The sequence below is a fragment of the Sphingomonas rubra genome (genome assembly GCF_900115745.1).
Taxonomy (GTDB): Bacteria; Pseudomonadota; Alphaproteobacteria; order Sphingomonadales; family Sphingomonadaceae; genus Sphingomonas; species Sphingomonas rubra.
On the sequence record NZ_FOXP01000008.1, the window covers coordinates 13,544 to 35,358 of the forward strand.

The 21,815-nt window shown below is 68.4% G+C and carries 20 protein-coding genes and 2 pseudogenes; 17 read left to right on the forward strand and 5 right to left on the reverse strand.

The window, feature by feature from the left end; genetic code table 11:
• Positions 1 to 60: 60 nt before the first annotated feature.
• From BM145_RS10770 to BM145_RS10780, 3 genes are all read left to right on the forward strand, one after another.
• On the forward strand, positions 61 to 624 hold the full coding sequence (locus BM145_RS10770; protein WP_093333666.1) for a hypothetical protein: 564 nt from the start codon (positions 61 to 63) through the stop codon (positions 622 to 624).
• 106 nt (positions 625 to 730) lie between these two features.
• Complete coding sequence (locus BM145_RS10775) at positions 731 to 1,981, forward strand: arsenic transporter (RefSeq protein ID WP_093333667.1); 1,251 nt, start codon at positions 731 to 733, stop codon at positions 1,979 to 1,981.
• A 32-nt stretch (positions 1,982 to 2,013) separates the two neighbouring features.
• Positions 2,014 to 3,261 carry an MFS transporter gene (locus tag BM145_RS10780; protein ID WP_093333791.1) on the forward strand — a complete coding sequence of 416 codons (1,248 nt, stop codon included), beginning with the start codon at positions 2,014 to 2,016 and terminating at the stop codon, positions 3,259 to 3,261.
• Positions 3,262 to 3,344: 83 nt separating this feature from the next.
• On the opposite strand, the gene BM145_RS15720 is transcribed toward BM145_RS10780, so the two are convergent.
• Entirely contained in the window at positions 3,345 to 3,722 is a 378-nt protein-coding gene (locus tag BM145_RS15720; RefSeq protein WP_143090165.1) for a hypothetical protein, read from the reverse strand.
• Between BM145_RS15720 and BM145_RS10785 the strand changes: the two are divergent.
• The 4 genes and pseudogenes from BM145_RS10785 to BM145_RS16625 form a co-directional block, all read left to right on the forward strand.
• A pseudogene (locus BM145_RS10785) lies at positions 3,721 to 4,843 on the forward strand (IS3 family transposase). The gene BM145_RS15720 and the pseudogene BM145_RS10785 sit on opposite strands and share 2 nt — an antisense overlap.
• A gap of 280 nt (positions 4,844 to 5,123) precedes the next feature.
• Positions 5,124 to 5,378 carry a hypothetical protein gene (locus BM145_RS10790; protein ID WP_093333668.1) on the forward strand — a complete coding sequence of 85 codons (255 nt, stop codon included), beginning with the start codon at positions 5,124 to 5,126 and terminating at the stop codon, positions 5,376 to 5,378.
• A 199-nt stretch (positions 5,379 to 5,577) separates the two neighbouring features.
• Positions 5,578 to 5,802: a hypothetical protein gene (locus tag BM145_RS15725; protein WP_143090166.1), complete on the forward strand. Its 225-nt coding sequence runs from the start codon at positions 5,578 to 5,580 to the stop codon at positions 5,800 to 5,802.
• A pseudogene (locus BM145_RS16625) lies at positions 5,784 to 5,900 on the forward strand (DDE-type integrase/transposase/recombinase); the annotation flags it as partial. The gene BM145_RS15725 and the pseudogene BM145_RS16625, both read left to right, overlap by 19 nt.
• A gap of 171 nt (positions 5,901 to 6,071) precedes the next feature.
• Here the strand turns inward: BM145_RS16625 and BM145_RS10800 are convergent.
• From BM145_RS10800 to BM145_RS10815, 4 genes are read right to left on the reverse strand one after another with little or no spacing between them, the layout of a single operon-like run.
• The gene (locus BM145_RS10800) at positions 6,072 to 7,085 is read right to left on the reverse strand and encodes an AI-2E family transporter (protein WP_093333669.1); all 1,014 of its coding nucleotides are present in this window, start codon (positions 7,083 to 7,085) and stop codon (positions 6,072 to 6,074) included.
• Positions 7,082 to 7,873: a YihY/virulence factor BrkB family protein gene (locus BM145_RS10805; protein ID WP_177200175.1), complete on the reverse strand. Its 792-nt coding sequence runs from the start codon at positions 7,871 to 7,873 to the stop codon at positions 7,082 to 7,084. Before BM145_RS10805 ends, BM145_RS10800 begins: the two co-directional genes overlap by 4 nt.
• A gap of 44 nt (positions 7,874 to 7,917) precedes the next feature.
• The gene (locus BM145_RS10810; RefSeq protein WP_093333671.1) at positions 7,918 to 8,781 is read right to left on the reverse strand and encodes a Brp/Blh family beta-carotene 15,15'-dioxygenase; all 864 of its coding nucleotides are present in this window, start codon (positions 8,779 to 8,781) and stop codon (positions 7,918 to 7,920) included.
• A complete protein-coding gene (locus BM145_RS10815; RefSeq protein WP_093333672.1) occupies positions 8,778 to 9,491 on the reverse strand; it encodes a bacteriorhodopsin in 714 nt (237 codons plus the stop codon). Before BM145_RS10815 ends, BM145_RS10810 begins: the two co-directional genes overlap by 4 nt.
• A gap of 566 nt (positions 9,492 to 10,057) precedes the next feature.
• On the opposite strand from BM145_RS10815, the gene paoA reads away from it, so the two are divergent.
• The 10 genes from paoA to BM145_RS10865 all read left to right on the forward strand — a co-directional run bounded on the left by paoA (position 10,058) and on the right by BM145_RS10865 (position 21,800).
• Positions 10,058 to 10,696, forward strand: coding sequence for an aldehyde dehydrogenase iron-sulfur subunit PaoA (gene paoA, locus BM145_RS10820; RefSeq protein WP_093333673.1), 639 nt, complete (start codon positions 10,058 to 10,060; stop codon positions 10,694 to 10,696).
• Complete coding sequence (locus BM145_RS10825) at positions 10,693 to 11,643, forward strand: FAD binding domain-containing protein (RefSeq protein ID WP_093333674.1); 951 nt, start codon at positions 10,693 to 10,695, stop codon at positions 11,641 to 11,643. The genes paoA and BM145_RS10825 overlap by 4 nt, the downstream gene beginning before the upstream one ends.
• A gap of 4 nt (positions 11,644 to 11,647) precedes the next feature.
• Complete coding sequence (gene paoC, locus BM145_RS10830) at positions 11,648 to 13,864, forward strand: aldehyde oxidoreductase molybdenum-binding subunit PaoC (protein ID WP_093333675.1); 2,217 nt, start codon at positions 11,648 to 11,650, stop codon at positions 13,862 to 13,864.
• A 297-nt stretch (positions 13,865 to 14,161) separates the two neighbouring features.
• Positions 14,162 to 15,661, forward strand: coding sequence for a S10 family peptidase (locus BM145_RS10835; protein WP_093333676.1), 1,500 nt, complete (start codon positions 14,162 to 14,164; stop codon positions 15,659 to 15,661).
• Positions 15,662 to 15,737: 76 nt separating this feature from the next.
• Entirely contained in the window at positions 15,738 to 18,131 is a 2,394-nt protein-coding gene (locus BM145_RS10840; protein WP_093333677.1) for a TonB-dependent receptor, read from the forward strand.
• Between the two features lie 34 nt (positions 18,132 to 18,165).
• Positions 18,166 to 18,849 (forward strand): Fe2+-dependent dioxygenase, encoded by a 684-nt coding sequence (locus BM145_RS10845; protein WP_093333678.1) that lies wholly within the window; start codon positions 18,166 to 18,168, stop codon positions 18,847 to 18,849.
• On the forward strand, positions 18,846 to 19,484 hold the full coding sequence (locus tag BM145_RS10850) for a PepSY-associated TM helix domain-containing protein (RefSeq protein ID WP_093333679.1): 639 nt from the start codon (positions 18,846 to 18,848) through the stop codon (positions 19,482 to 19,484). Before BM145_RS10845 ends, BM145_RS10850 begins: the two co-directional genes overlap by 4 nt.
• An 11-nt stretch (positions 19,485 to 19,495) precedes the next feature.
• Positions 19,496 to 19,975 (forward strand): DUF2271 domain-containing protein, encoded by a 480-nt coding sequence (locus BM145_RS10855; RefSeq protein WP_093333680.1) that lies wholly within the window; start codon positions 19,496 to 19,498, stop codon positions 19,973 to 19,975.
• Between the two features lie 17 nt (positions 19,976 to 19,992).
• Positions 19,993 to 20,838: a DUF4198 domain-containing protein gene (locus BM145_RS10860; protein ID WP_093333681.1), complete on the forward strand. Its 846-nt coding sequence runs from the start codon at positions 19,993 to 19,995 to the stop codon at positions 20,836 to 20,838.
• A gap of 92 nt (positions 20,839 to 20,930) precedes the next feature.
• Complete coding sequence (locus tag BM145_RS10865; protein WP_093333682.1) at positions 20,931 to 21,800, forward strand: FAD:protein FMN transferase; 870 nt, start codon at positions 20,931 to 20,933, stop codon at positions 21,798 to 21,800.
• Positions 21,801 to 21,815: the final 15 nt, after the last annotated feature.

Genomic DNA, 21,815 nt, shown 5'->3' on the forward strand with positions numbered 1-21,815 from the left:
TCAGCGGGACGGCCGGGCACCCGTGTAGAAAGACGGCACCAACCCCCGAAGGAGTTTTCCATGCCAGCCTATGATGAACACCGTTCCCGCTTCCGGTTCAACCGCCCTGCCGGCCTCACCATCCTCGGCGCCGGCCTGCTCGCGCTCGGCGGCATTACCGGAGCGATCGTGATGGCCGAGACGCGGCCATCCGTGTCGATGGCGCCCGTCAAGCCCGTCGCGATCCGCTCGCTGTCTTCCACCGGCATCGTGACGATCCGCGGTCGCGTGGCGGAGGTGTACGGCAACAAGTTCGTGATGGAGGACGGCACCGGCCGCGCGCTGGTCGATACCGGCCGCGAGGGGGATGATCGCCAGTTGGTCGCGATCAACCAGCCCATCACCGTGCAGGGCCGCTTCGAGCGCGGCTTCGTTCATGCCGCCTTCCTGATCGGCACGGACAACAAGGTGCTGGCGTGCGGGCCGCTCGCCGGTCCGCCGCACGGACCGCACGACGGACCCGATCGCGGTCCGGGCGCACCACCTCCGCCGCCCGGCGCCGATGGAAAGGCTCCGCCGCCGCCTGCCGCTGCCACCAGCGACACCGCTGCGGTTTCTCCGCCTGTCGGCGTCCAGGCGCGCTAACAGCTGATCGGGGCGGATATCATTCCGCCCCGATCCATGGACGCGAAGCGATGCTGCAGGGTCATATGAACATGCCGATCGAACCGATCTGCTCCGGTTCCGGCCGGTGAACATCGCGCACGGCGTCACCTGGGCGATCTGCACCGCGGCCACTGCGGGCGTGATCGGCCGTCCGTGGCGGCTGCCCGAGTGGTTGTGGGCGGTCACCGGCGCGACGGCACTCGTGCTGTTCGGGCTATTGCCGATGGGCATGGCGGCAACCGCCATCGCGAAGGGAGCGGACGTCTACCTGTTCCTGATCGGCATGATGCTGCTGAGCGAGGTCGCACGCGAACACGGCCTGTTCGACTGGGCGGCCGCGACCGCCGCGATCCACGCGCGCGGATCATCGCCGCGGTTGTTCGCGCTGGTCTATGCGACCGGCATCGTGACCACGACCTTCCTGTCGAACGACGCCACCGCCGTCGTCCTCACGCCCGCCGTCTACGCCGCGGCGAGGAAGGCGAAGGCGGACCCGATGCCGCTGCTCTTCGCCTGTGCGCTGATCGCCAATGCGGCGAGCTTCGTGCTGCCGATCTCCAACCCTGCCAATCTCGTCCTCTACGGTGGGCACATGCCGCCGCTGGGAACATGGCTGGGCTCGTTCGCGCTGCCGTCGATCGCGGCGATCGCGGTCACCTTCACGATACTCCGATGGCATGAACGCAAGAGGATCGCGGGCAGGTGCATCAGCGACGTGGAGCGCGAGCCGCTGTCCGTGGGCGGCAGGGCGGCGCTGGCCGGCATCGTCGGCACAGCGGTGCTGCTGGTCGTCGTGTCCGCACTCGACGTCGAGCTCGGCCTGCCGACCGCGCTGGCGGGGGTCATCACAGCGTTCGGCGTCTGCCTGCTCACGCGCCGGTCGCTCCTCGCGCCGGTGCGATGCGTCTCCTGGGGAGTGCTGCCGCTCGTCGCCGGGCTGTTCGTGCTGGTCGAGGCGCTGGAGCGGACCGGCGTCGTCGCCGCGATCGCGGAGCTGTTGCGCGCCGCCGCGGGCGCCCCGTCGCTGGCCGCCGCAGCATCGGGCGCGATCATCGCCTTCGGCTCCAACCTGGTCAACAACCTGCCTGCCGGTCTGATCGCCGGTACGGCGATCGCGCAGGCGCACGCGCCGCGCTTGGTCGTCGACGGCCTGCTGATCGACGTTGACCTCGGCCCCAACCTGTCGATCACCGGCAGCCTCGCCACCATCCTTTGGCTCCAAGCGATCCGTCGCGAGGGCGAGGATGTCGGCTTCTGGACGTTTCTCAAGGTAGGCGCGGTGACGATGCCGCCCGCGCTCGTCGCCGCGCTCGGCGCACGCCTCCTCATCGGCTGAAGGTCGGACACCCGCACATGAAGGACAGCAGCATGGCAACCGCGGCAACCGACATCGGGCAAGGATCGGAGCGCAAGAAGGCACCCGACCGGGTGCTCGACGCACTCAACTTCTTCCTGGCCGACGTTCGCGACGGGCTGGGGCCATACCTCGCCATTTACCTGATCGCGGTGCGCGGGCCGGCGCAGGGCTGGAACGAGGCGACGGTGGGATCGGTGCTGACCATTGCCGGCATCGTCGGCCTGCTCTGTCAGACACCGGCCGGATCGCTGATCGACCGCGTCACCAACAAGCCGCGCCTCATCATGGTGGCGGCGCTGCTGGTCACGCTCAGCAGCGTGTCGCTGCCGATCGTGTCGGGCTACACGATGGTCGCCGTCACCCAGTCGATCGCCGCCGTGGCGGGTGCAGTGTTCGCGCCGGCGATCTCCGCCATCACGCTGGGCCTCGTCGGACCCAAGCTGTTCGCGAAACGCGTCGGCCGCAACGAGGCCTTCAACCACGGCGGCAACGCGGTGTCGGCGGGGCTCGCGGGCCTGCTCGCCTGGACGTTCGGGCCGGTGGTCGTGTTCTGGCTGATGGCGGGCCTGACGGTCGCCAGCATCGTGACCGCCACCCGCCTCCGCAACGACGACATCGATAACGACGTGGCGCGGGGCCTCGACTGCGCACCCGACAAGGAGTGCGAGCAGCCGAGCGCCTGGATGTGCTTGGTCGAGAACAAACCCCTGCTGCTGTTCGCGGTGATCGTCTTCACCTTCCATCTCGCAAACGCCGCCATGCTGATCTCGGTCGGCCAGTTGCTCGCCAGGACGGTCGGCAAGGATCAGGCGACGTCGTTGACGGCTGCATGCATCGTCGCGGCGCAGTTGGTGATGGTCCCCGTCGCGATCGTGGTCGGGCGCAACACGGAACGCTGGGGCACCAAGCCGATCTTCCTCGTCGGCTTCGCCTTCCTGGCGGCGCGCGGCGCGCTCTACACCGTGTCGAACGATCCATGGTGGCTGGTCGGCGTGCAGGCGTTGGACGGTATCGGCGCGGGCATCTTCGGTGCGCTGTTTCCCGTCGTCATCGCCGATCTTACCAGAGGGTCAGGGCGCTTCAACGTCAGTCAAGGAGCGGTCGCGACGGCGCAGGGGCTCGGGGCGGCGCTGTCCGCCAGCCTCGCCGGCGCGATCATCGTCGCGGCAGGCTACAGCGCCAGCTTCCTGACCCTCGCGGCGATCGCCGCCATCGGGTTCGTCCTGTACCTGACGGCAATGCCGGAAACCAAGTGCTGAGAGCGGCAACCCACAGAACTACACCATGAACGAATGTCTGGTTCTGAGATCCCGAAAGGCCGACAAAAGGAGCTGGTAGGCGTTCAACATGGCCCGACCAGACTAACAAGTCCTCTGACGAAACGACCTATCCGGACACTGACGAGCGCCTCTACGTGCTCGGGCGTGCTGACGATCACCGGCGGATGGCTGAGCAGGCTGAACAAGGTAGCGTAAAGGCCATCCACCTGCGGCTCGAGCAACTCTACCGGCAACGGTTGGACGGCGTCGACGTAGTGCAGACCGACTAGGTACTGGCGCAACAATACCAGGAACGAGCATTTCTCACGGCGGTTTATGAGCCCGAACCGGCCGCGATCTGGCAACGTCGGTGGAGATTTGACGTCCCCCCTATTTTTTTCATCCATGTTGAGTGAGAGTTTTCCGGCCCTTTGAAGCCTGCGGGCGAGGAGCTGGGACATGAAGAAGACGAGGCATACCGAGGAGCAGATCGCGTTCGCGCTGAAGCAGGCGGAGACGGGCACCTCGGTGGCGGAGGTGATCCGCCGGATGGGGATTTCGGAGCAGACGTTCTACCGTTGGAAGAAGGTGTACGGCGGCCTCGGCGTGGGCGAGCTGCGACGCTTGAAGCTGCTCGAAGAGGAGAACCGCAAGCTGAAACAGCTGGTCGCGGATCTGAGCTTGGACAAGCATATCCTGCAGGACGTCTTGTCAAAAAAGCCCTGACGCCTGGACGACGGCGCGAACTCGTCGCGCACGTCCAGGCGTCTCATGGTGTCAGCGAGCGACGCAGTTGCCTGGCGCTGGGCGTCGATCGGTCGTCGGTACGCTACGTGTCGCATCGACCGGACCAGGCGCCGCTCATGCTGCGCATCCGTGATCTGGCCGCGACGCGGACCCGGTATGGCTACTTCCGCATCTACATCCTACTGCGCAGGGAGGGATGGCTCGTGAACCACAAGCGCGTCTATCGGCTCTACCGGGATGATGGACTGAGCCTTCGGCTCAAGAAACCCCGCCGCAACGTCAGCGCTGCCAACCGCGACCGGCAACCTGCGGCTCTGGCGGCCAACGAGATGTGGTCGATGGACCCTTCGGCAAGCTCAGGAGAGCCTTCGTCTCGGACGCGCTGTTCGACGGCCGGCGGTTGCGGGCGCTGACCGTCGTCGATGCGTTCACGCGCGAGGCGCTGGCGATCGACGTCGACCAGGGGATCAAGGGCGAACAGGTGGTCGAGGCCATAACGCGGATCTCATCGATCCGCGGCGCGCCACGGACCATTCGGGTGGACAATGGGCCGGAGTTCATCTCGAAGGCGCTCGACCGCTGGGCTTACGAGAATGGCGTCACGCTGGACTTCAGCCGGCCGGGCAAGCCTACGGACAACGCCTTTGTGGAGTCGTTCAACGGCCGCCTTCGGGACGAGTGCCTGAACACGCACTGGTTCCTGTCGCTGGAGGACGCCAGAGCCAAGATTGAAGCATGGCGGCGGGACTACAACGAGAGCCGTCCTCACACATCGCTTGGCTGGCTGACGCCGGTCGAATATGCTGCTGCCGCGGCCAGGATCGCGGCCGAATGAATGCCGGAAACTCACCCTCGACTTGGATGAGAAACCGGGGGACCCTCATGAATGCCGGAAACTCACCCTCGACTTGGATGAGAAACCGGGGGACCCTCACCGCAGCGCGCCTATGTGTTGGTCCCCTTCTCCGCCGCGCGCTCTGACGACCGAAAGAACAGGAAGAAAATGGGAAAGATTGCGGATTTTGCCATCTTGATTTGAAACAACTTGGGATACCGACACCGTCGGACCGCGATCGCTGCACTGGCGTTGAGACCCGACGATAGGAGCGATTATCATGGGCAACGGCACCGGCAATGACATCCTCGTGCTGCTTCTTCTGTGTGTTGGCGGCTCGATCGTCCTCGCAGCATCGGGCATGTGGCTGCATCGGCAGCGGAAGCTCACGTCGCGCGGTGCAGCGTTGGTTTGGGCGATCATCACGATCCTGCCGCTGTTCGGTGCGGGGTTGCTGATGATGAGCAAGCACGTGGTGGAGCAAGCCACCGGCGAGACGCAGTCCGGCGTCAATGAGGGGCCGGCGACCCGCTGAGGTACTGAGCCGCCGAGCGGCACCTCTCTGCTGCTATCCTCTCGCTTCCGCCTGGTTTCTTCCCTTATATGCCGCAATGGGTAGTTGATGTTGATAGCAAAATCGCTGTGGCCGGCACAAGCTCCCTTGACGTCATCTGTTGATGGACGTCGGTGCCGAGACAGCGTTCGGCTGCATACGAGTGCCACATGCAATGGGCATGGACACGGCTAAACAGGACGTGGCGGCAATTGTGCGCGTCTCGGCAGGGTGGGCGGCCGAGGAAGTCACGGCGGACTACGCGGATACGATAGAAGCGGCGCAATGGAACCCGGCGACCGGAGCTTTGTCAGCCGTTCACGTAGGAGTTAGCCTGCCGGATGATCTCGGCGGCGTGCGCGATCACTTTGCGTTCGCGTGGCTCGCCTGGATCAAGTGTACGTGAAGCTGGAGGGTTAGATGGCCCACCGGTGGCGAGCGGTGGATCACGAAGGTGAGGTACTGGAGAGCTACGTTACGAGAAGCCGTGACAAGGCCGCTGCCCGCTTCGGTCACCTGGGTCGAGCTGAGACGCGTCCGCATCGACCTGGCAGCTGCGCCACACACCTCGGCTGACCAGATGCTCTTTCTGAGGAGTTTCAGCGGCGCACACCGTTCCCCTCTCTTTGCTCTACGCACCCGTGCCACTATCCCAACGGGTAAGGCGATACGTTTTCATGCGGACAGCAGCTTCGAGATCCAGCGGCTGCGATCAAACTGGCTGCAAATGATGGCGATGGCGGCAGTCAGCGGCACCGCGATCAGTGCACCGGCGATGCCCCACACCCAGCTCCAGAACGTCATCGCGATGATGATCGCCAGCGGCGACAGCGACAGTTGCTTGCCCTGCATCAGCGGATAGACGACGTTGCTGATCGTCATCTGGAGAATGACGAAGCCGACGAACACCAACGCCGGCATGTGCCACCCGCCGAATTGAACGAAGGCGAAGATCACCGGCGGGATGATGCCGACGATATTGCCGATGACGGGAATGAAGTTGAGCAGGAAGTTGAGAATGCCCCAGACCAGCGCCAGCTCCAGTCCGGTCATCCACGACCATAAGGACGAGGCGACGCCGGTCAGGATGCTGGTGGCGAGCGTGGTGCCGAGATAGCGGCGGACCTGACCCGATATCTCCTCGCCGACCGACAGCATGTCGCGCCGCGCGCCGCCCTCGAACAGCTCGTAGAGCTTGCGGCGCAGGCGCGGCACCTCGGGCAAGCCCAGCATCACGACGATGCCGATGAAGCCGACATAGGTCACGAAGCCGTAGACGCTGCTCGCGAGCATTTGGACAAGAACCATGACTCGTTGACGGTCGATTGTGCCGGAGAGTGGCACGCCTCGTGTCGATGCCCAGCGGGCGAGGTGGTCGTATCCGGCCTGAAGCCTGTCCCATTGCGATGCGAGGGCGCCGATGACCTGCCCGACCGACAGGTACACCGCTGCGGCGAACGCCCCCAGGATCGCGACGAGCGCGAGCAGCGTCAGCATATAGGCGAGCCATGACGGCATGTAGCGCGACAGCCCGCGCTTGAGCGGCCACAGCGCGGCGACGATGATCGCCGCGAAGGCGATCGGCATGACGACCGTGTAGCCGATCCTCAGCGCGCCGATCAGCAGCAGCGCGGTGATGATGCCGAGCAGGCGATTGCGATAGCGGTCCTGGATGGGAACCTCGGTCATGCGCGTCGCTCCGTCATCGGATGGTCCATCGCCTCGACGTTGAGGCGTGCGCCCAGCAGCAGCGCCCAGGCCGACATCGTCAGCCAGAGCATCAGCACGACCACGGCGGACAGCGAACCGTAGGTGTCGTCGAAACGCGCGACGTGCGCGACATAGGCGCGGAACATGACCGTCGTCGCCAGCCACATGACCACGCTGGCGATCGTTCCCGGCAGAGCCTGCCGCCACGCGACCGAGCCGGTCGCAGGAGCGTAGCGGTAGATGAGGATCAGTCCGCCACCCGCGCCCAGCGTCAGCGATCCGAACAGGACAACCGTCGACGTGAGCCGCGCCCCGGGCAATCCATCCGGCACGTAGCTTTGCAGAAAAGTCAGCACGGAAAGCGACACCAGCGCGGTCAGCACCAGCGCCGCACAGCCCAGCACCAGCAGCATGGACACGATCTGCCGATGCAGACCCTGCCGTTCGCACTCGACGCGATAGGCCAGGTTGATGCCGTATAACAACGACCGCCCCGCCCGACGCGCGCTGAACAAGGCGATGCCGAGCGTCACGATCAGCGTCACGATGCCGGCCCGGTCCGAAGCGAGCGCGTTGTGCAGGGAGCCGGCGACGATGCGCTGCGCGTCGACCGGCAGGATAGCGGTGAGCGTCGCCAGATTGTGTTGAACGGCCGCGGCCGGCACGACCAGGCCGTAGATCCCGGCCACCAGCCCGACCAACGGAACGACGGCGAGAAAGGCCGCGAAAGCGATCGAACTCGCCGCGATGCCGAAATCGTCGCGCAATGCGCTACGGACGGTGCGGGCGAACAGCCTTGTCCACCGGCGGATCAACTTGCCCCCAACCTGTCCGCGATCGGCACCGTCGCTCGGCTCCGCACCGCCGATGCCGCCCGTCTGTCGAACCAGGGCGTGACCAGCAGGTGGGGCATGGCAAGCGCGGCGATGGCGGCGAACAGCGACCGGACGCCGGAAGGATCGCGGCGCAACAACAGGACGCCGACGAGCCCGGCCAGCATCACCGCCGCCAGCAGGATCGGCCATGTCGCACGCAGATAGGCGCGGTAATCCGCACAGCCGAGTTGGCGACGCCGCTCATCGGTCTGCGGCACGGCGTGGAGGATGAGGAACCCGACGGAGAAGCCGATCAGCGGCGGCAGGATCAGCAGCGCCGTCGTTCCGGCCAGCAAGCGGCGATCACCATGCGCGAACGCCACGAACATCAGCCCGCCAGCCGTGACGGCACCGACGACGACCATGGTGCCGACGATGGCGGGCAGCGTCTGGGGCGAGATACCGCCCAGGCGCAGAATGTCGGCAAGCGCGACGGAATGAAGCGCCGCCGGCGTTGCGACCAAGCTCGCGCCGCGGGCGATCTTCTCGATGACCGTCCCGCCGGGTGCGTCCTCAAGCCCGAAATGGATCGCCGATGCGATCAGGAACGCCGGCAGCGCAACGGCCGGCTCGGCGAGCCACCATAGCAGACAAACGGTGGCGACCAGCCCGTACAGCACGAGAAACACGGCGTGTCGCTCGTTCGGAACGATCGCCAGATCGCTGGCGCCGTGCGCCATGCCGACCATCCCGATCGCGACGATGGCGAAAGCAAGCTGAACCGGGAGCGAGCCGAAAGAGGCGGCTGTCGCCGCCCCTAGGAGCGCGCTCCAGCCCCAGGCTGGAGCGCGCAGCGTCATGCGCGATAGCCGCCGTCGCTGCCGTGCTGGTGCAGAGCCTTGTCGAGGTTGCTCGCCGCGTAGAAGGCGTATGCCACCTTGGCGACGATATCCATGACCAGGATCGCCCATACCGAGGCGGGATCGCTGATGATCTTCAGCCCTTCGGGTCCGACCAGGAAGACGATCGGGTAGAGGAACCAGACCACCGTCAGGAAGGTGACGTTCTTGCCATAGGCGTCGCCCAGCGCGCCGCCCCGCTCGGCCGCCATGGTCCGCAGCGGTCCCCAGAGCAGGTACAGGACGCCGGCGAACGCCGCGCACGACCAGAGATACCAGACCCACTTGACCAGCGGCACCTCCGCCAGCGACGCGATCAGGCCGGTGGCGATCATCAACACGTCAAGCACGATGATCGAGGTGAGATAGCCGCCGACCTCACCCGTCTTCCCACGCTCGTGAAATGCCAGCAGCACCAGGCTAGACAGCAGGATGGGCGTGGTCACCGACCAGTCGATATAGCGGGCGAAATAGGTCGCCGATCCATCGACCTTCACCAGCGTACCGATCCCGAATGCCATCGCCAGATAGGCGCTGGCGGCCATGAACGGCACCGCCGCGTGAAGCAGCGTATGGTGCCGCGACGGAGGTGATTTGCCACCCTTGGCATAGATTGCCAGCGAGGCGAGTGACATGACCGTGAAGCCGATCATGAAGGCGGTTTGATCCATCGATAGATCCCCTGTCGGAGGACGACGTCTTGTCGCCCCAGGCAATCTGAACGCAACTTAGGTTGCACAGTGTCATGAATAATCCTTCATGAATCATTCAGGAATCACACTCGGGGAAAAACGACAGCACTATCAATGCCCTGACAAGCGCGAGCCGAACCGGCGTTGCCGCCCTGCATCCGGAATGCCGTCAGACGTGGTGCCCCGAGACCGGTGCGGCCGGGTCCAACGTGCTTTTCCGCAGTGTCCAGCCCCTCTCGAAGCCCGACTCGCGGTTCGATCTTCGCGATGCGGCGTGCCGTTCGCCCGATGGCGGCGATGACGGGCCAAGCGTCGGGGGAAGCGATGGATGGCTCCCGGTCCTTGGCGAGGCACCGACAGATCGGTCGGCTTGCACGGGGACGGGGGGCAACCCACTATTCTCGCTGAAAATCATGAGGATCGCTCGTTGCTCCATCGAGCAGCGTTCAAGGCTCTATCGGGCGACACGAGCGTTGTCGTCACCACAGCGGCGTTGCCGCAACGTCGACACGCCCGCGATGCCGGGCAGGAAGGAACACCATCGCATGTCGGATACGTCCGAGCTGGAGATGTCGCGTCGCGGCATCCTTACGGGTGGGGCCGCCGCCGCGGCGCTCGCCGCCGCGCCCGCCGCTGCCGCCCCCCAGGCGCCGGCTCCCGCCAGCGCGGTGCCGACGATGCCGGTGCGTTTCAAGGTGAACGGCGAGCGTCGCGACCTGTCGCTCGATCCGCGCACCACATTGCTCGATGCCCTGCGCGAGCATCTGCACCTGACGGGCACCAAGAAGGGCTGCGACCACGGCCAATGCGGCGCCTGCACGGTGATGGTCGACGGCGTGCGGATCAATTCCTGCCTGTCGCTGGCGGTGATGCACGAAGGCGACGAGATCACCACGATCGAGGGCCTGGGCACGCCGGAGAAGCTGCATCCGATGCAGGCGGCGTTCGTCCGCCACGACGGTTATCAGTGCGGCTACTGCACCCCCGGCCAGATCTGCTCCGCGGTCGCGGTGCTGGACGAGATCAAGCGCGGCGTGCCGAGCCACGTGCAGGAGGACCTGACCGCCCGTCCGCGCGCCAGCAACACGGAGATGCGCGAGCGGATGAGCGGCAACATCTGCCGCTGCGGCGCTTATTCCAACATCGCCGAGGCGATGGCCGAGGTCGCGGGAGAGCGGGCATGAAGAGCTTCACCTACGAGCGGGCCAAGGACCCGGTCGCCGCCGCCCGCGCGGTCGCCGGCCACCCCGGCGCCAAGTTCATCGCCGGCGGCACCAACCTGCTCGACCTGATGAAGATCGAGGTGGAGACGCCGACGCACCTCGTCGACGTGCAGGACCTGGGCTTCGACCGGATCGAGAAGACCGGGGACGGCGGCCTCCGCATCGGCGCCCTGGTCACCAACACCGATCTCGCCGCCGACGATCGGGTGCGGCGCGATTATGCGGTGCTGACCCGCGCGATCGTCGCGGGCGCGTCCGGGCAGTTGCGCAACAAGGCGTCGACCGCGGGCAATCTGCTCCAGCGCACCCGCTGCCCTTATTTCTACGACACCAACATGGCGTGCAACAAGCGCAAGCCCGGCTCCGGCTGCGCGGCGATCGGCGGCTATTCGCGGCAATTGGGCGTGATCGGCGTGTCGAACAGCTGTATTGCCACCTTCCCCGGCGACATGGCGGTGGCGATGCGCGTGCTCGACGCGGTCGTGGAGACGGTGGACGGCACCGGCCAGCGCCGCGCGATCCCGATCGCCGACTTCCACCGCCTGTGGGGCGACCATCCCGAGCAGGACACGGTGCTGAAGCCCGGCGAACTCATCACCGCCGTCACCCTGCCCCGCCCGCTCGGCGGCCGGCATTATTACGAGAAGGTCCGCGACCGCGCGTCCTACGCCTATGCCCTCGTCTCGGTCGCGGCGGTGATCCAGCCGGACGGCACCGGCCGCGTCGCCTTCGGCGGCGTCGCGCCGCGCCCTTGGCGGGTCGAGGCGGCGGAGGCGCTGCTGCCGCAAGGGGCCGCCGCGGTCACCGCGCGCGCCTTTGCCGGCGCGACGCCGACCAAGGACAACGCCTTCAAGCTGCCGCTCGCCACCCGCGCGCTCGCCTCCGTCATCGCCCAGTCCAAGGCTTAACCCCATGAAGTTCGAAACCCCGGCCGGCACCAACCCGATCGACCGCATGACGGTGGTCGGCAAGCCCACGTCCCGCGTCGACGGCCCGCTGAAGACGACCGGCCTCGCCCCCTACGCCTATGAACATCACCGCGAGATCGCGAACCCCGCCTACGGCCACGTCGTCGGCGCCGCGATCGGCCAGGGCACGATCCGCTCGATCGATCTGGCCGAGGCAAAGGCGGCGCCCGGCGTGCTCGCGATCGTCACCGCGGCCGACGCCGGCAAGCTGGGCAAGGGCAAGTACAACACGGTGAAGCTGCTCGCCGGCCCGCAGGTGGATCATTACCACCAGGCGGTCGCGCTGGTCGTCGCCGAGACGTTCGAGCAGGCGCGCGCGGCCGCCGCGCTGGTCCGCGTCGATTACGCGCGGGCCAAGGGGCGCTACGACCTGGCCGAGGCGCTGAAGACCGCGCCGCTGACCGGCGGGTCGAGCGACGAGGGCAGCGCCGCGCCGCCGATCGACCGCACCGGCCGGTTCGAGCGCGCCTTCGCCGCCGCCCCGGTGAAGCTCGATGCCGAGTACACGACCCCCGACCAGAGCCACGCGATGATGGAGCCGTTCGCGTCGATCGCCGCGTGGAAGGGCGACGAGCTGAGCGTGTGGACGTCCAACCAGATGATCGACTGGGGCCGCAGCGATCTCGCCATCACGCTGAACATGCCCAAGGACAAGATCCGCTTCCTGTCCCCCTATGTCGGCGGCGGTTTCGGCGGCAAGCTGTTCCTGCGCGTCGACGCGGTCCTCGCCGCGCTGGGCGCGAAGGCGGCGAAGCGGCCGGTGAAGGTGGCGCTGACCCGGCCGCTGATCGCCAACAACACCACCCATCGTCCCGCCACCCGCCAGCGCATCCGCATCGGCGCGGCCAAGGATGGCACGATCACCGCGATCGCGCACGAGAGCGGGTCGGGCGACCAGCCCGGCGGCAGCCCGGAGACGGCGGTCAACCAGACCAAGCTGCTCTACGCCGGCGCGAACCGGATGATCTCCATGCGGCTCGCCGTGCTCGACCTGCCGGAGGGCAACGCGATGCGCGCGCCGGGCGAGGCGCCGGGCATGATGGCGCTGGAGATCGCGATGGACGAGATGGCCGAGAAGCTGGCCATGGACCCGGTCGCGTTTCGCGTGAAGAACGACACCCAGGTCGATCCCGAGGACCCCAAGCGCCGCTTCTCGCAGCGCCAGCTGGTCCGCTGCCTGAACGAGGGCGCGCAGCGGTTCGGCTGGTCGCGCCGCCGCGCGCCGGGCGCCGTCCGCGACGGCCGGTGGCTGGTCGGCATGGGCGTCGCCGCCGCCTTCCGCAACCACATGAACATGCCGTCGGGCGCGCGGGTACGGCTGTCGCCGGCGGGGGTGGTGACGGTGGAGACCGACATGACCGATATCGGCACCGGCAGCTACACCATCCTGGCGCAGACCGCCGCCGAGATGATGGGCGTGCCCGTCTACTCGGTGGTGCTGAAGCTGGGTGACTCGTCCTTCCCCGTCTCGGCGGGGTCGGGCGGCCAGTTCGGCGCCGCCAACTCCACCGCCGGCGTCTACGCCGCCTGCGTGCGGCTGCGCGCGAGCGTCGCGCAGCGGCTCGGCTTCAACTCGGCCGACGCGGTGTTCGAAGACGGCCGGGTGACGAGCGGCAACCGTTCCGCCGACCTGCGCCAGGCCGCCGCGACGGGCGAGCTGGTCGCCGAGGACAAGATCGAGTTCGGCGACCTGGACAAGACCTGGCAGCTGTCGACCTTCGGCGCGCATTTCGTCGAGGTCGGGGTGGACGCCTATACCGGCGTCACCCGCGTGCGGCGGATGCTGGCGGTCTGCGCGGCGGGGCGGATCATCAACCCCGTCTCGGCGCGCAGCCAGGTGATCGGCGCCATGACGATGGGCGTCGGCGGCGCGCTGATGGAGGAGCTGGCGGTCGACAAGCGCTTCGGCCTGTTCGTCAACCACGACCTCGCCCTCTACGAGGTGCCGGTCCATGCCGACATCCCGCACCAGGAGGTCGTGTTCCTGGACGAGGCGGACGACAAGGCCAATCCGATGAAGGCCAAGGGCGTCGGCGAGCTCGGCCTGTGCGGCGTCGGCGCGGCGGTCGCCAACGCGATCTACAACGCCACCGGCGTGCGCGTGCGCGATTATCCGATCACGCTGGAGAAGCATCTGGACAAGCTGCCGGCGGTCGCCTGACGCAGGCGGAGGCCGGATGGACAATGCTGCTCGTGCGCCCCGGCGGAGGCCGGGGCCCAGGTGGGGGACGTTCATGACGACCGTTGCGCGTCGTCACCCGGACCTTTCCACCTAGGCCCCGGCCTCCGCCGGGGAACGCCACCAGGTCGAATGTCGGTACGACGGATCGCCATCCATTCTACCCGATGAAGGCGGCGGCATCGATGGCGGTCGACCGCGAGGCAGGATGAAATCGCGCGCTATTGCGCGGCGCCGAGGATCGGGCATGATCGCTGTCCAACCTTGCCGGAGCCTCCCTTGCGCCTGTCCCTCCTGATCTCCGCGTCGCTGCTCGCGGCCGTCGTCGCCACGCCCGCGCTCGGCCAGTCCGACAAGACCACCACCACGGTCGAGAAAAAGACGGAGAACGAGCCCAAGCTGCCGCCGCTGCCGGCCGACGAGTCGATTAGCCAGAGCGCGCGCATCGGCGGCCGCACGATCGCCTACAAGGCGACGGTCGGCACGATCCCCGTCCGCGACGACAAGGGCAAGGAGATCGGCCAGGTCACCTACACCGCCTACACGGTGCCCGGCCGCGACCCCGCGCGCCCGGTCACCTTCGCGTTCAACGGCGGTCCCGGCGCGGCGTCGGTCTATCTCAACCTGGGCGCGGTCGGGCCCAAGCGCGTCCAGTTCGGCGCGCAGGGCGACGCCCCCTCCGACGCGCCGATCGCGCGCGACAATCCCAACAGCTGGCTCGATTTCACCGACCTCGTCTTCATCGATCCGGTCGGCACCGGGTTCAGCCGCAGCCTGGTGGACGAGGCGGAGACCAAGAAGGCGTTCTACGCCAACGATCCCGACATCCGTTACCTGTCCAAGGTCGTCTACGACTGGCTGGTCAAGGAGGGTCGGCTGCGCTCGCCCAAATACGTGATGGGCGAGAGTTACGGCGGCTACCGCGCGCCGCGTATCGCCTATGAGCTGCAGTCGCAGATCGGCGTCGGCGTGAACGGGCTCATCATGGTGTCGCCCTATCTCGATCCCGCCTCGGGCGACGACGCCACCGCGCTGTCGCCGCTGCCATGGATGATCGACCTGCCCTCCATGGCCGCCGCGCATCTGGAGCGGCAGCAGCGGCTCACCCCCGCCGCGATGGCGGCGGTGGAGGCGTACACCCGCGGCGACTTCGCGCGCGACCTGCTGCGCGGGCGATCGGACCCGGAGGCGACCAACCGCATCGTGACCCGCGTGACGGAGCTGACCGGCCTCGACCCGGCGCTGGTCCGCCGCCTCGGCGGCCGCGTCGACAGCCGCACCTACCTGCGAGAAGTGCACCGCGCCGACGGCACCATCGGCAGCATCTACGACTCCAACGTCACCGCGTTCGATCCCTTTCCCTGGTCGCCGCAGCAGCAGTCCAACGATCCGATCCTCGACGCGCTGATCGCACCGACGACCAGCGCGATGGTCGATTTCGTCACGCGCGAGGTCGGCTGGAAGACGGACGCGCGCTACAACGCGCTGTCCTACGCGGTGAACCGTGCCTGGGATCGCGGCAAGCCCGCCGACACGCCCGTCACCGACCTGCGCAAGGCGATCGCCAACGATCCCAAGATGCGCGTGCTGATCGTCCATGGCTGGGACGACCTGTCCTGCCCCTTCTTCGCGTCGCGGCTGATCGTCGACCAGATGCCCGCCTTCGGCCAGGCGGAGCGGGTGCAGCTGCGCGTCTACGCGGGCGGCCATATGTTCTACAGCCGCAGCGACAGCGGCGCCGCGTTCAAGGCCGACGCCGAGCGCCTCTATGCCCGGTAGATTCGAGAATGGCTCTCATTAGCGTTGACGCTGCAAGTCAGTCGCAATAGTTGGCCCCGTAACAAAGGGGGTCATCATGAACAAGAACGCGTCTTTCCTGGCGCTGTCGTGCGTCGGCTTCATCGCGTCCGCGCCGCTCCATGCCGAGCGGCCGGCCGCCGCCGCCGCGACGCCGGGGTCCGAGCCCACGGTGCAGGATCAGGTCGACCGTCGCGACGAGGTGATCGTCAACGGTCAGCGCCTGAAGACGCCCGAGGTGGAGAGCCCCAAGGCAACCTCCTCACTGCTCGACACGCCGCAGACGATCACGGTCCTGAACGACCAGACGATCCGCAAGCAGAACCTGCAGACGCTGCGCGACGCGCTCCAGACCATTCCCGGCATCACCTTCGGCGCGGGCGAGGGCGGCGGCGGTTACGGCGATTCGATCAACCTGCGTGGCTATTCGGCGAGCAACGACCTGACCGTCGACGGCGTCCGCGATTCGGCGCAGTACAGCCGCACCGACCCGTTCAACCTCCAGCAGATCGAGGTCTACAACGGCGCCAACACGGTGTTCAACGGATCGGGATCGGTCGGCGGTACGATCAACCTCGTCTCCAAGGTGCCGACGCCCAACGACCTGACGATCGTGCAAGGGTCGGTCGGCACCGACAATTATTACCGCGCCGCGCTCGACGCCAACGAGCGTGTGTCGGACCTGGTCGCGGTGCGCCTCAACGCCGCCTACCACCACAACGACGTGCCCGGCCGGGACGTCGAGAAGTTCGAGCGCTGGGGCGTGGCGCCGTCGGCGACGATCGGCATCGGCGGACCGACCAGCCTGACCCTCGCCTACGTCCACCAGGAGGACCGCAACACGCCGGTCTACGGCGTGCCCTACTTCCAGAGCCCGATCGGCGGCGGCATCCTCGCCGGGGTCGACCGGTCGGATTACTACGGCATCGTCAACCTGGATCGGCAGGACCAGCAGGTCGACCGCTTCACCGCGACGTTCCGCCACCAGGTGAACGAGCAACTCTCCGTCCGCAATCTGGCCCGCTGGCAGCGGGTCGAGCAGGACGGCGTGACCAGCGCGCCGCAGGGCACCTTTTGCCTGGGCACCACCGGCCGCCAGCCGGTCGGCGAGAGCGCCACGGCCACCGTCGGCCTGCCCTGCCCGACCGGGCTCCAGCCCGGTTTCTGGCGGCCGTCGGGGCCGCGTGGGCTGGTCCGCGACCAAGTCAACAAGCTGCTCTACGATCAGATCGACATCCGCCACGAGGCGGGCAAGCGGGGCGGTATCCGCAACGTCGCCAATATCGGCGTGTCGGGCGCGATCGAACAATATCGCATCACCGGCGGCAGCCTGGCGCGCACGGCGGCGGGCGCGGCGGTAACGCTGCCCGATCTGCCGATCAGCAACCCGGACACGACCTATGCCGGTCCGGTCAACTTCACCGTCACCTCGCGCGCGCGGTCGGAGACGCAGAACCTGGCGGTCTACGCCTTCGACACGCTGGAGCTCGGGCGGTATTTCGAACTGAACGGTGGCGTCCGCTGGGAGGTGCAGGACGCGCGCTTCCGCGCGCTGCCGTTGGCGGTGGTGCCGCCGGGATCGACGCAGCTGACCGCGCTCCAGCAGCGGCTCCAGCGCAGCAAGGAGCGGCTGTTCTCCTACCGCGTCGGTGCGGTGTTCCACCCGGTCGAGAATGTCAGCGTCTACGCTGGCTACGGCAACGCCAAGACGCCCTCGTCGCAGACGGTGCGGCTGGGCTGCGGCGTGCCCAACGCGACCACCGCGGCCGACCCGTGCGCCGTCGCGCCGGAATCGGCCAGGAACTACGAGGCCGGGGTCAAGGCGGGGCTGTTCGGCCGCCGGCTGGAACTGACCGCGGCGGTATTCCGCAACGAGCGGACGAACTACCGCGTCGCTTCCAACGACCCGGCCCTGCCCGCCGGCTTGCAGGTGCTGGACGGCCGCGCCCGCGTCGACGGCATCGCGCTGGGCGCGTCGGGATCGATCACCCCGAACTGGACGATCTTCGCCAATTACACCTATCTGGACGGCGGCGTCCGCCAGTCGATCTCCGACCGCGACCGGGGTGCGGGCGTTCGCGATCCGCAGGCGGGCGCGACGCTGGTGCAGACGCCGGAGAATTCCGGCTCGCTGTTCACCACCTACAAGCTGCCGTTCGGCCTGGAGCTGGGTTACGGCCTGACCTATCAGGGCAGCGTCAAGCTCAACGTCCCGACGCTGCTTCAGCCGGTGCAGTTCGAGGCGGACGATTACCTGATCCACCGCGCCTATCTGGCCTACACGATCGCCGAGCGCGCGACGCTGCAACTCAACGTCCAGAACTTCACCGACGAAAAATACCTCACCGGCATCCGCAGCAACGTCAACGGCAACACCGGCGCGGTGTCTGGCGGCTGGGCGGTGCCCGGCGATCGGCGGCAGGCGGTGCTCAGCCTGTTCTACAACTTCTGAGTGCGGCAGGCGTGGTGATGGATAGGGTGCGGGCGTGCTGATCGCCATTCCCGACGTGCTGGACGCCGCCGCGCTCGCCCGCGTGCGGGCGGTGATCGACGGCGCCGAGTGGGTCGACGGCAACGTCACCTCCGGCCCCCAATCGGCGCTCGCCAAGCGCAACCACCAGTTGCCCGAAGACTCGGCCGCCGCGCGCGAGGCGGGCGGCCTGATCCTCGACGCGCTCGGTCGATCGCCGCTGTTCGTCGCCGCAGCGCTGCCGCTCAAGGTCTTTCCGCCGCTGTTCAACCGCTACCAGGGCGGCGAGGATTTCGGCCTGCACGTCGACAACGCGATCCGGATAAAGCGCGGCACCGACTTCCGCATCCGGTCCGACCTGTCGGCGACGCTCTTCCTCGACGATCCGACGACGTATGACGGGGGCGAGCTGGTGATCGAGGACCAGTTCGGGCCGCAGGTGGTGAAACTGCCGGCCGGTCACATGATCCTCTATCCCGCCTCCAGCCTCCACCGCGTCACCCCGGTCACGCGGGGAACGCGCACCGCGAGCTTCTTCTGGCTGCAATCGATGATCCGCGACGACGGCGAGCGGCGGACGCTGTTCGAGCTCGACCGCGCCGTCCAGGCGGTCGCCGCCGACCGCGGCCAAGGTGACTCGACGGTGGTGCAGTTGACCGGCGTCTACCACAACCTGCTGCGCCGCTGGGCCGACGCGTGACCGCGTCCACGGCCAAACGCCCGGCCAGGCGCCGCTGGCGCAGCTGGTGGCTGAAGCAGCTCCACACCTGGCACTGGGTGTCGGCGGCGGTGTCGCTGGTCGCCATGCTGCTGTTCGCGGTGACCGGCATCACGCTGAACCATGCCGCGACCATCTCCGCCGAGCCCAAGGTGGCCGAGCGCGCCGCCACGCTGCCGCCGCCGCTCCGCCGCCTGCTCGCGGGCGAGCAGGCCGCCGACGGCGCGCTGCCGCCGCCCGTCGCCGCCGCGGTGAAACGCGCGGTCGGTCTCGACCCGCGCGGCCACGCGGGCGAATGGTCGGAGGGCGAGGTCTACGTCGCCCTGCCGCGGCCCGGCGGCGACGCCTGGGTCAGCATCGACCGCGGCTCGGGCGCGATCAAGGCGGAGGTCACCGATCGCGGCTGGATCAGCTACCTGAACGACCTGCACAAGGGCCGCAACGCCGGCACCGCCTGGTTCTGGTTCATCGACGTGTTCGCCGCCGCCTGCGTGCTGTTCACGCTGACCGGGCTGTTGCTGCTCCAGCTCCACGCACGGCATCGCCCGTCGACCTGGCCGCTGGTCGCGATCGGCCTGGTGCTGCCCGTCGTCCTCGCCGTCTTCCTGATCCACTGAGGAGATTTTCCATGCGCCTCTGCTCCTTCCTACTGCTGGGCGGTACCGCCGCGGCGCCCGCCGCCGCCGGCACCGTCAGTGTCACGGTCCCGCGGCTGCCGGTGGCGGAGTATCACCGACCCTATGTCGCGGTGTGGGTGGAGCCGGCCGGCGGCGGCGCGGCGCGGACGCTCGCCGTCTGGTACGACGTCAAGAAGCGCGGCAACGAGCCCGGCACCAAGTGGCTGGCGGACCTGCGCGCCTGGTGGCGCAAGGGCGGGCGCAGCCTGGCGCTGCCCGCTAACGGCGTCAGCGGCGCGACCCGCGCGCCCGGCACCCACGCCATCCCGCTGCCCGCCGACCTGAAGCCGGGTCCGTACGTCCTGAACGTCGAGGCCGCGCGCGAGACCGGCGGCCGCGAACTGGTGCGGCTGCCTTTCACCGCCCCCGCCGCCACCGGCCGCGCCACCGGCAGCCACGAACTGGGCGCCGTCACCCTCTCCGCCCGCTGATCCAGGAGGTTCCTTCCATGCTCACCCATACCCGTCTCCTGGTCGCCGCGGCACTGCTCGCCGTGCCCGCCGCCGTTTCCGCGCACCGCATGTGGCTGCTGCCGTCGGGCACCGTCTTCTCGGGCACCGACGGCTGGGTGACGGTCGACAGCGCGGTGTCCAACGACCTGTTCTACGCCGACCACCAGCCCGGCCGCATCGAGGCGGTCAAGGTCTGGCAGCCCGACGGCAGCCCCGGAGAGATCCAGAACGGCGCCACCGGCCGCTATCGATCGGTATTCGACGTGAAGCTGGACAAGCCGGGCACGTGGAAGATCGGCAGCGCGATGTCCGGCGTGATGGGCAGCTTCAAGGTCGACGGCGTCGAGAAGCGCGTCGGCGGTCGCGGCGGTCCGCCGCCCGTCGCCGGTGGCGCGCGGCCGGCGCCGCTCACCGTCGCCGACATCCCTGCCAACGCCACCGACGTGAAGCTGACCGAGACGTCGAGCCGCAACGAGATATTCGTCACCGCGGGCGAGCCCACGCGCACGGTGCTCCAACCCACGGGCAAGGGGCTGGAACTCGATCCCGTCACGCACCCTGACGAGCTGGTCGCGGGCGAGACCGCGCGGTTCCGCTTCCTGGTCGACGGCAAGCCCGCGCCCGGCCTGAAGGTCACGGTGGTCCCCGGCGGCAAGCGTTACCGCGACGCGGAGGGCGCGCGAGAGCTGACCACCGGCACGGATGGCGTGCTCGCGGTCGAGTGGCCTGCAGCGGGCATGTACTGGCTGAACGCGACGGTGACCGACGACAAGGCCACCGCCCCGCGCGCGACGCAGCGGCGGATGAGCTACACCACGACGCTGGAGGTGATGACGCCCTGACGACGCCGCGCATCGCCGTACCCGAGATCGATCCGGCGGCGCTCGCCGGCCACGATCCGTCCGCGCCGATCGTCGAGCTGACGGGCGCGACGATGGGGACGACGTGGCGGGTGCTGTACGCCGGTCGTTGGCCCGCGGCGGAGACCCGCGCGGGCATCGTCGGGCGGCTGGCCGGGCTGGTCACGCAGCTCAGCCACTGGGACGCCACCTCCGCGGTCGGCCGCTTCAACGACGCGCCCGCGGGAAGCCGGATGCGCCTGCCGCCCGATCTCGCGCGCGTGGTCGACGAGGGATGGCGGATCGCCGAGGCGAGCGGTGGTGCCTTCGACCCCGCGATCGGCGCGCTGGTCGACGCCTGGGGCTTCGGTCCGCCGGGGCGCCGGCCACCACCCACCGCGACCGACATCGCCCGCGCGCGCGCGAACAGCGGATACCGCCGGCTGGCCTGGCGCCCGGTCGAGCGCCTGCTGCACCAGCCGGGTGGCGTGCGGCTCGACCTGTCGGGGATCGCCAAAGGTTACGCGGTGGACGCGATCGCCGACCTGCTCGCCGGGCGCGGCATCCGCCACTGCCTGGTCGAGATCGGCGGCGAGCTGGCGGGCCGCGGCCTGCGGCCGGACGGCGACCCATGGTGGATCGAGCTGGAGAACCCGCCCGGCATCGCCCTGCCGCCGGTGCGCGTGGCGTTGCACGGCCTCGCCGTCGCCACGTCGGGCACCTACCGGCGCGGCGATCACACTATCGATCCGCGCACCGGCCATGCCCCGCCGGGTGGCGTCGTCGCCGCCAGCGCGATCGCGCCGACGGCGATGCGGGCGGACGCGCTCGCCTCGGCCGCGCTGGTCGCCTATCCGCACCTCGCCGGGGCGGGCCTGGCCGAGGTGCCGCTGCGGCTGATCGTCGCGGGTGAGGCGGGACCGGTGGAGATCATCACCCCGCCGCTCGCCGCCATGATCGATTGACGCGCCCGCGCGCTG

Coding starts and splice junctions, on each gene's coding strand:
- BM145_RS10770 (WP_093333666.1), top strand. CDS start 61: ATGCCAGCCTATGATGAACACCGTTCCCGCTTCCGGTTCAACCGCCCT.
- BM145_RS10780 (WP_093333791.1), top strand. CDS start 2,014: ATGGCAACCGCGGCAACCGACATCGGGCAAGGATCGGAGCGCAAGAAG.
- BM145_RS15720 (WP_143090165.1), bottom strand. CDS start 3,722: ATGTCCCAGCTCCTCGCCCGCAGGCTTCAAAGGGCCGGAAAACTCTCA.
- BM145_RS10790 (WP_093333668.1), top strand. CDS start 5,124: ATGGGCAACGGCACCGGCAATGACATCCTCGTGCTGCTTCTTCTGTGT.
- BM145_RS15725 (WP_143090166.1), top strand. CDS start 5,578: ATGGACACGGCTAAACAGGACGTGGCGGCAATTGTGCGCGTCTCGGCA.
- BM145_RS10800 (WP_093333669.1), bottom strand. CDS start 7,085: ATGACCGAGGTTCCCATCCAGGACCGCTATCGCAATCGCCTGCTCGGC.
- BM145_RS10810 (WP_093333671.1), bottom strand. CDS start 8,781: ATGACGCTGCGCGCTCCAGCCTGGGGCTGGAGCGCGCTCCTAGGGGCG.
- BM145_RS10815 (WP_093333672.1), bottom strand. CDS start 9,491: ATGGATCAAACCGCCTTCATGATCGGCTTCACGGTCATGTCACTCGCC.
- paoA (WP_093333673.1), top strand. CDS start 10,058: ATGTCGGATACGTCCGAGCTGGAGATGTCGCGTCGCGGCATCCTTACG.
- BM145_RS10825 (WP_093333674.1), top strand. CDS start 10,693: ATGAAGAGCTTCACCTACGAGCGGGCCAAGGACCCGGTCGCCGCCGCC.
- paoC (WP_093333675.1), top strand. CDS start 11,648: ATGAAGTTCGAAACCCCGGCCGGCACCAACCCGATCGACCGCATGACG.
- BM145_RS10840 (WP_093333677.1), top strand. CDS start 15,738: ATGAACAAGAACGCGTCTTTCCTGGCGCTGTCGTGCGTCGGCTTCATC.
- BM145_RS10855 (WP_093333680.1), top strand. CDS start 19,496: ATGCGCCTCTGCTCCTTCCTACTGCTGGGCGGTACCGCCGCGGCGCCC.
- BM145_RS10860 (WP_093333681.1), top strand. CDS start 19,993: ATGCTCACCCATACCCGTCTCCTGGTCGCCGCGGCACTGCTCGCCGTG.
- BM145_RS10865 (WP_093333682.1), top strand. CDS start 20,931: ATGGGGACGACGTGGCGGGTGCTGTACGCCGGTCGTTGGCCCGCGGCG.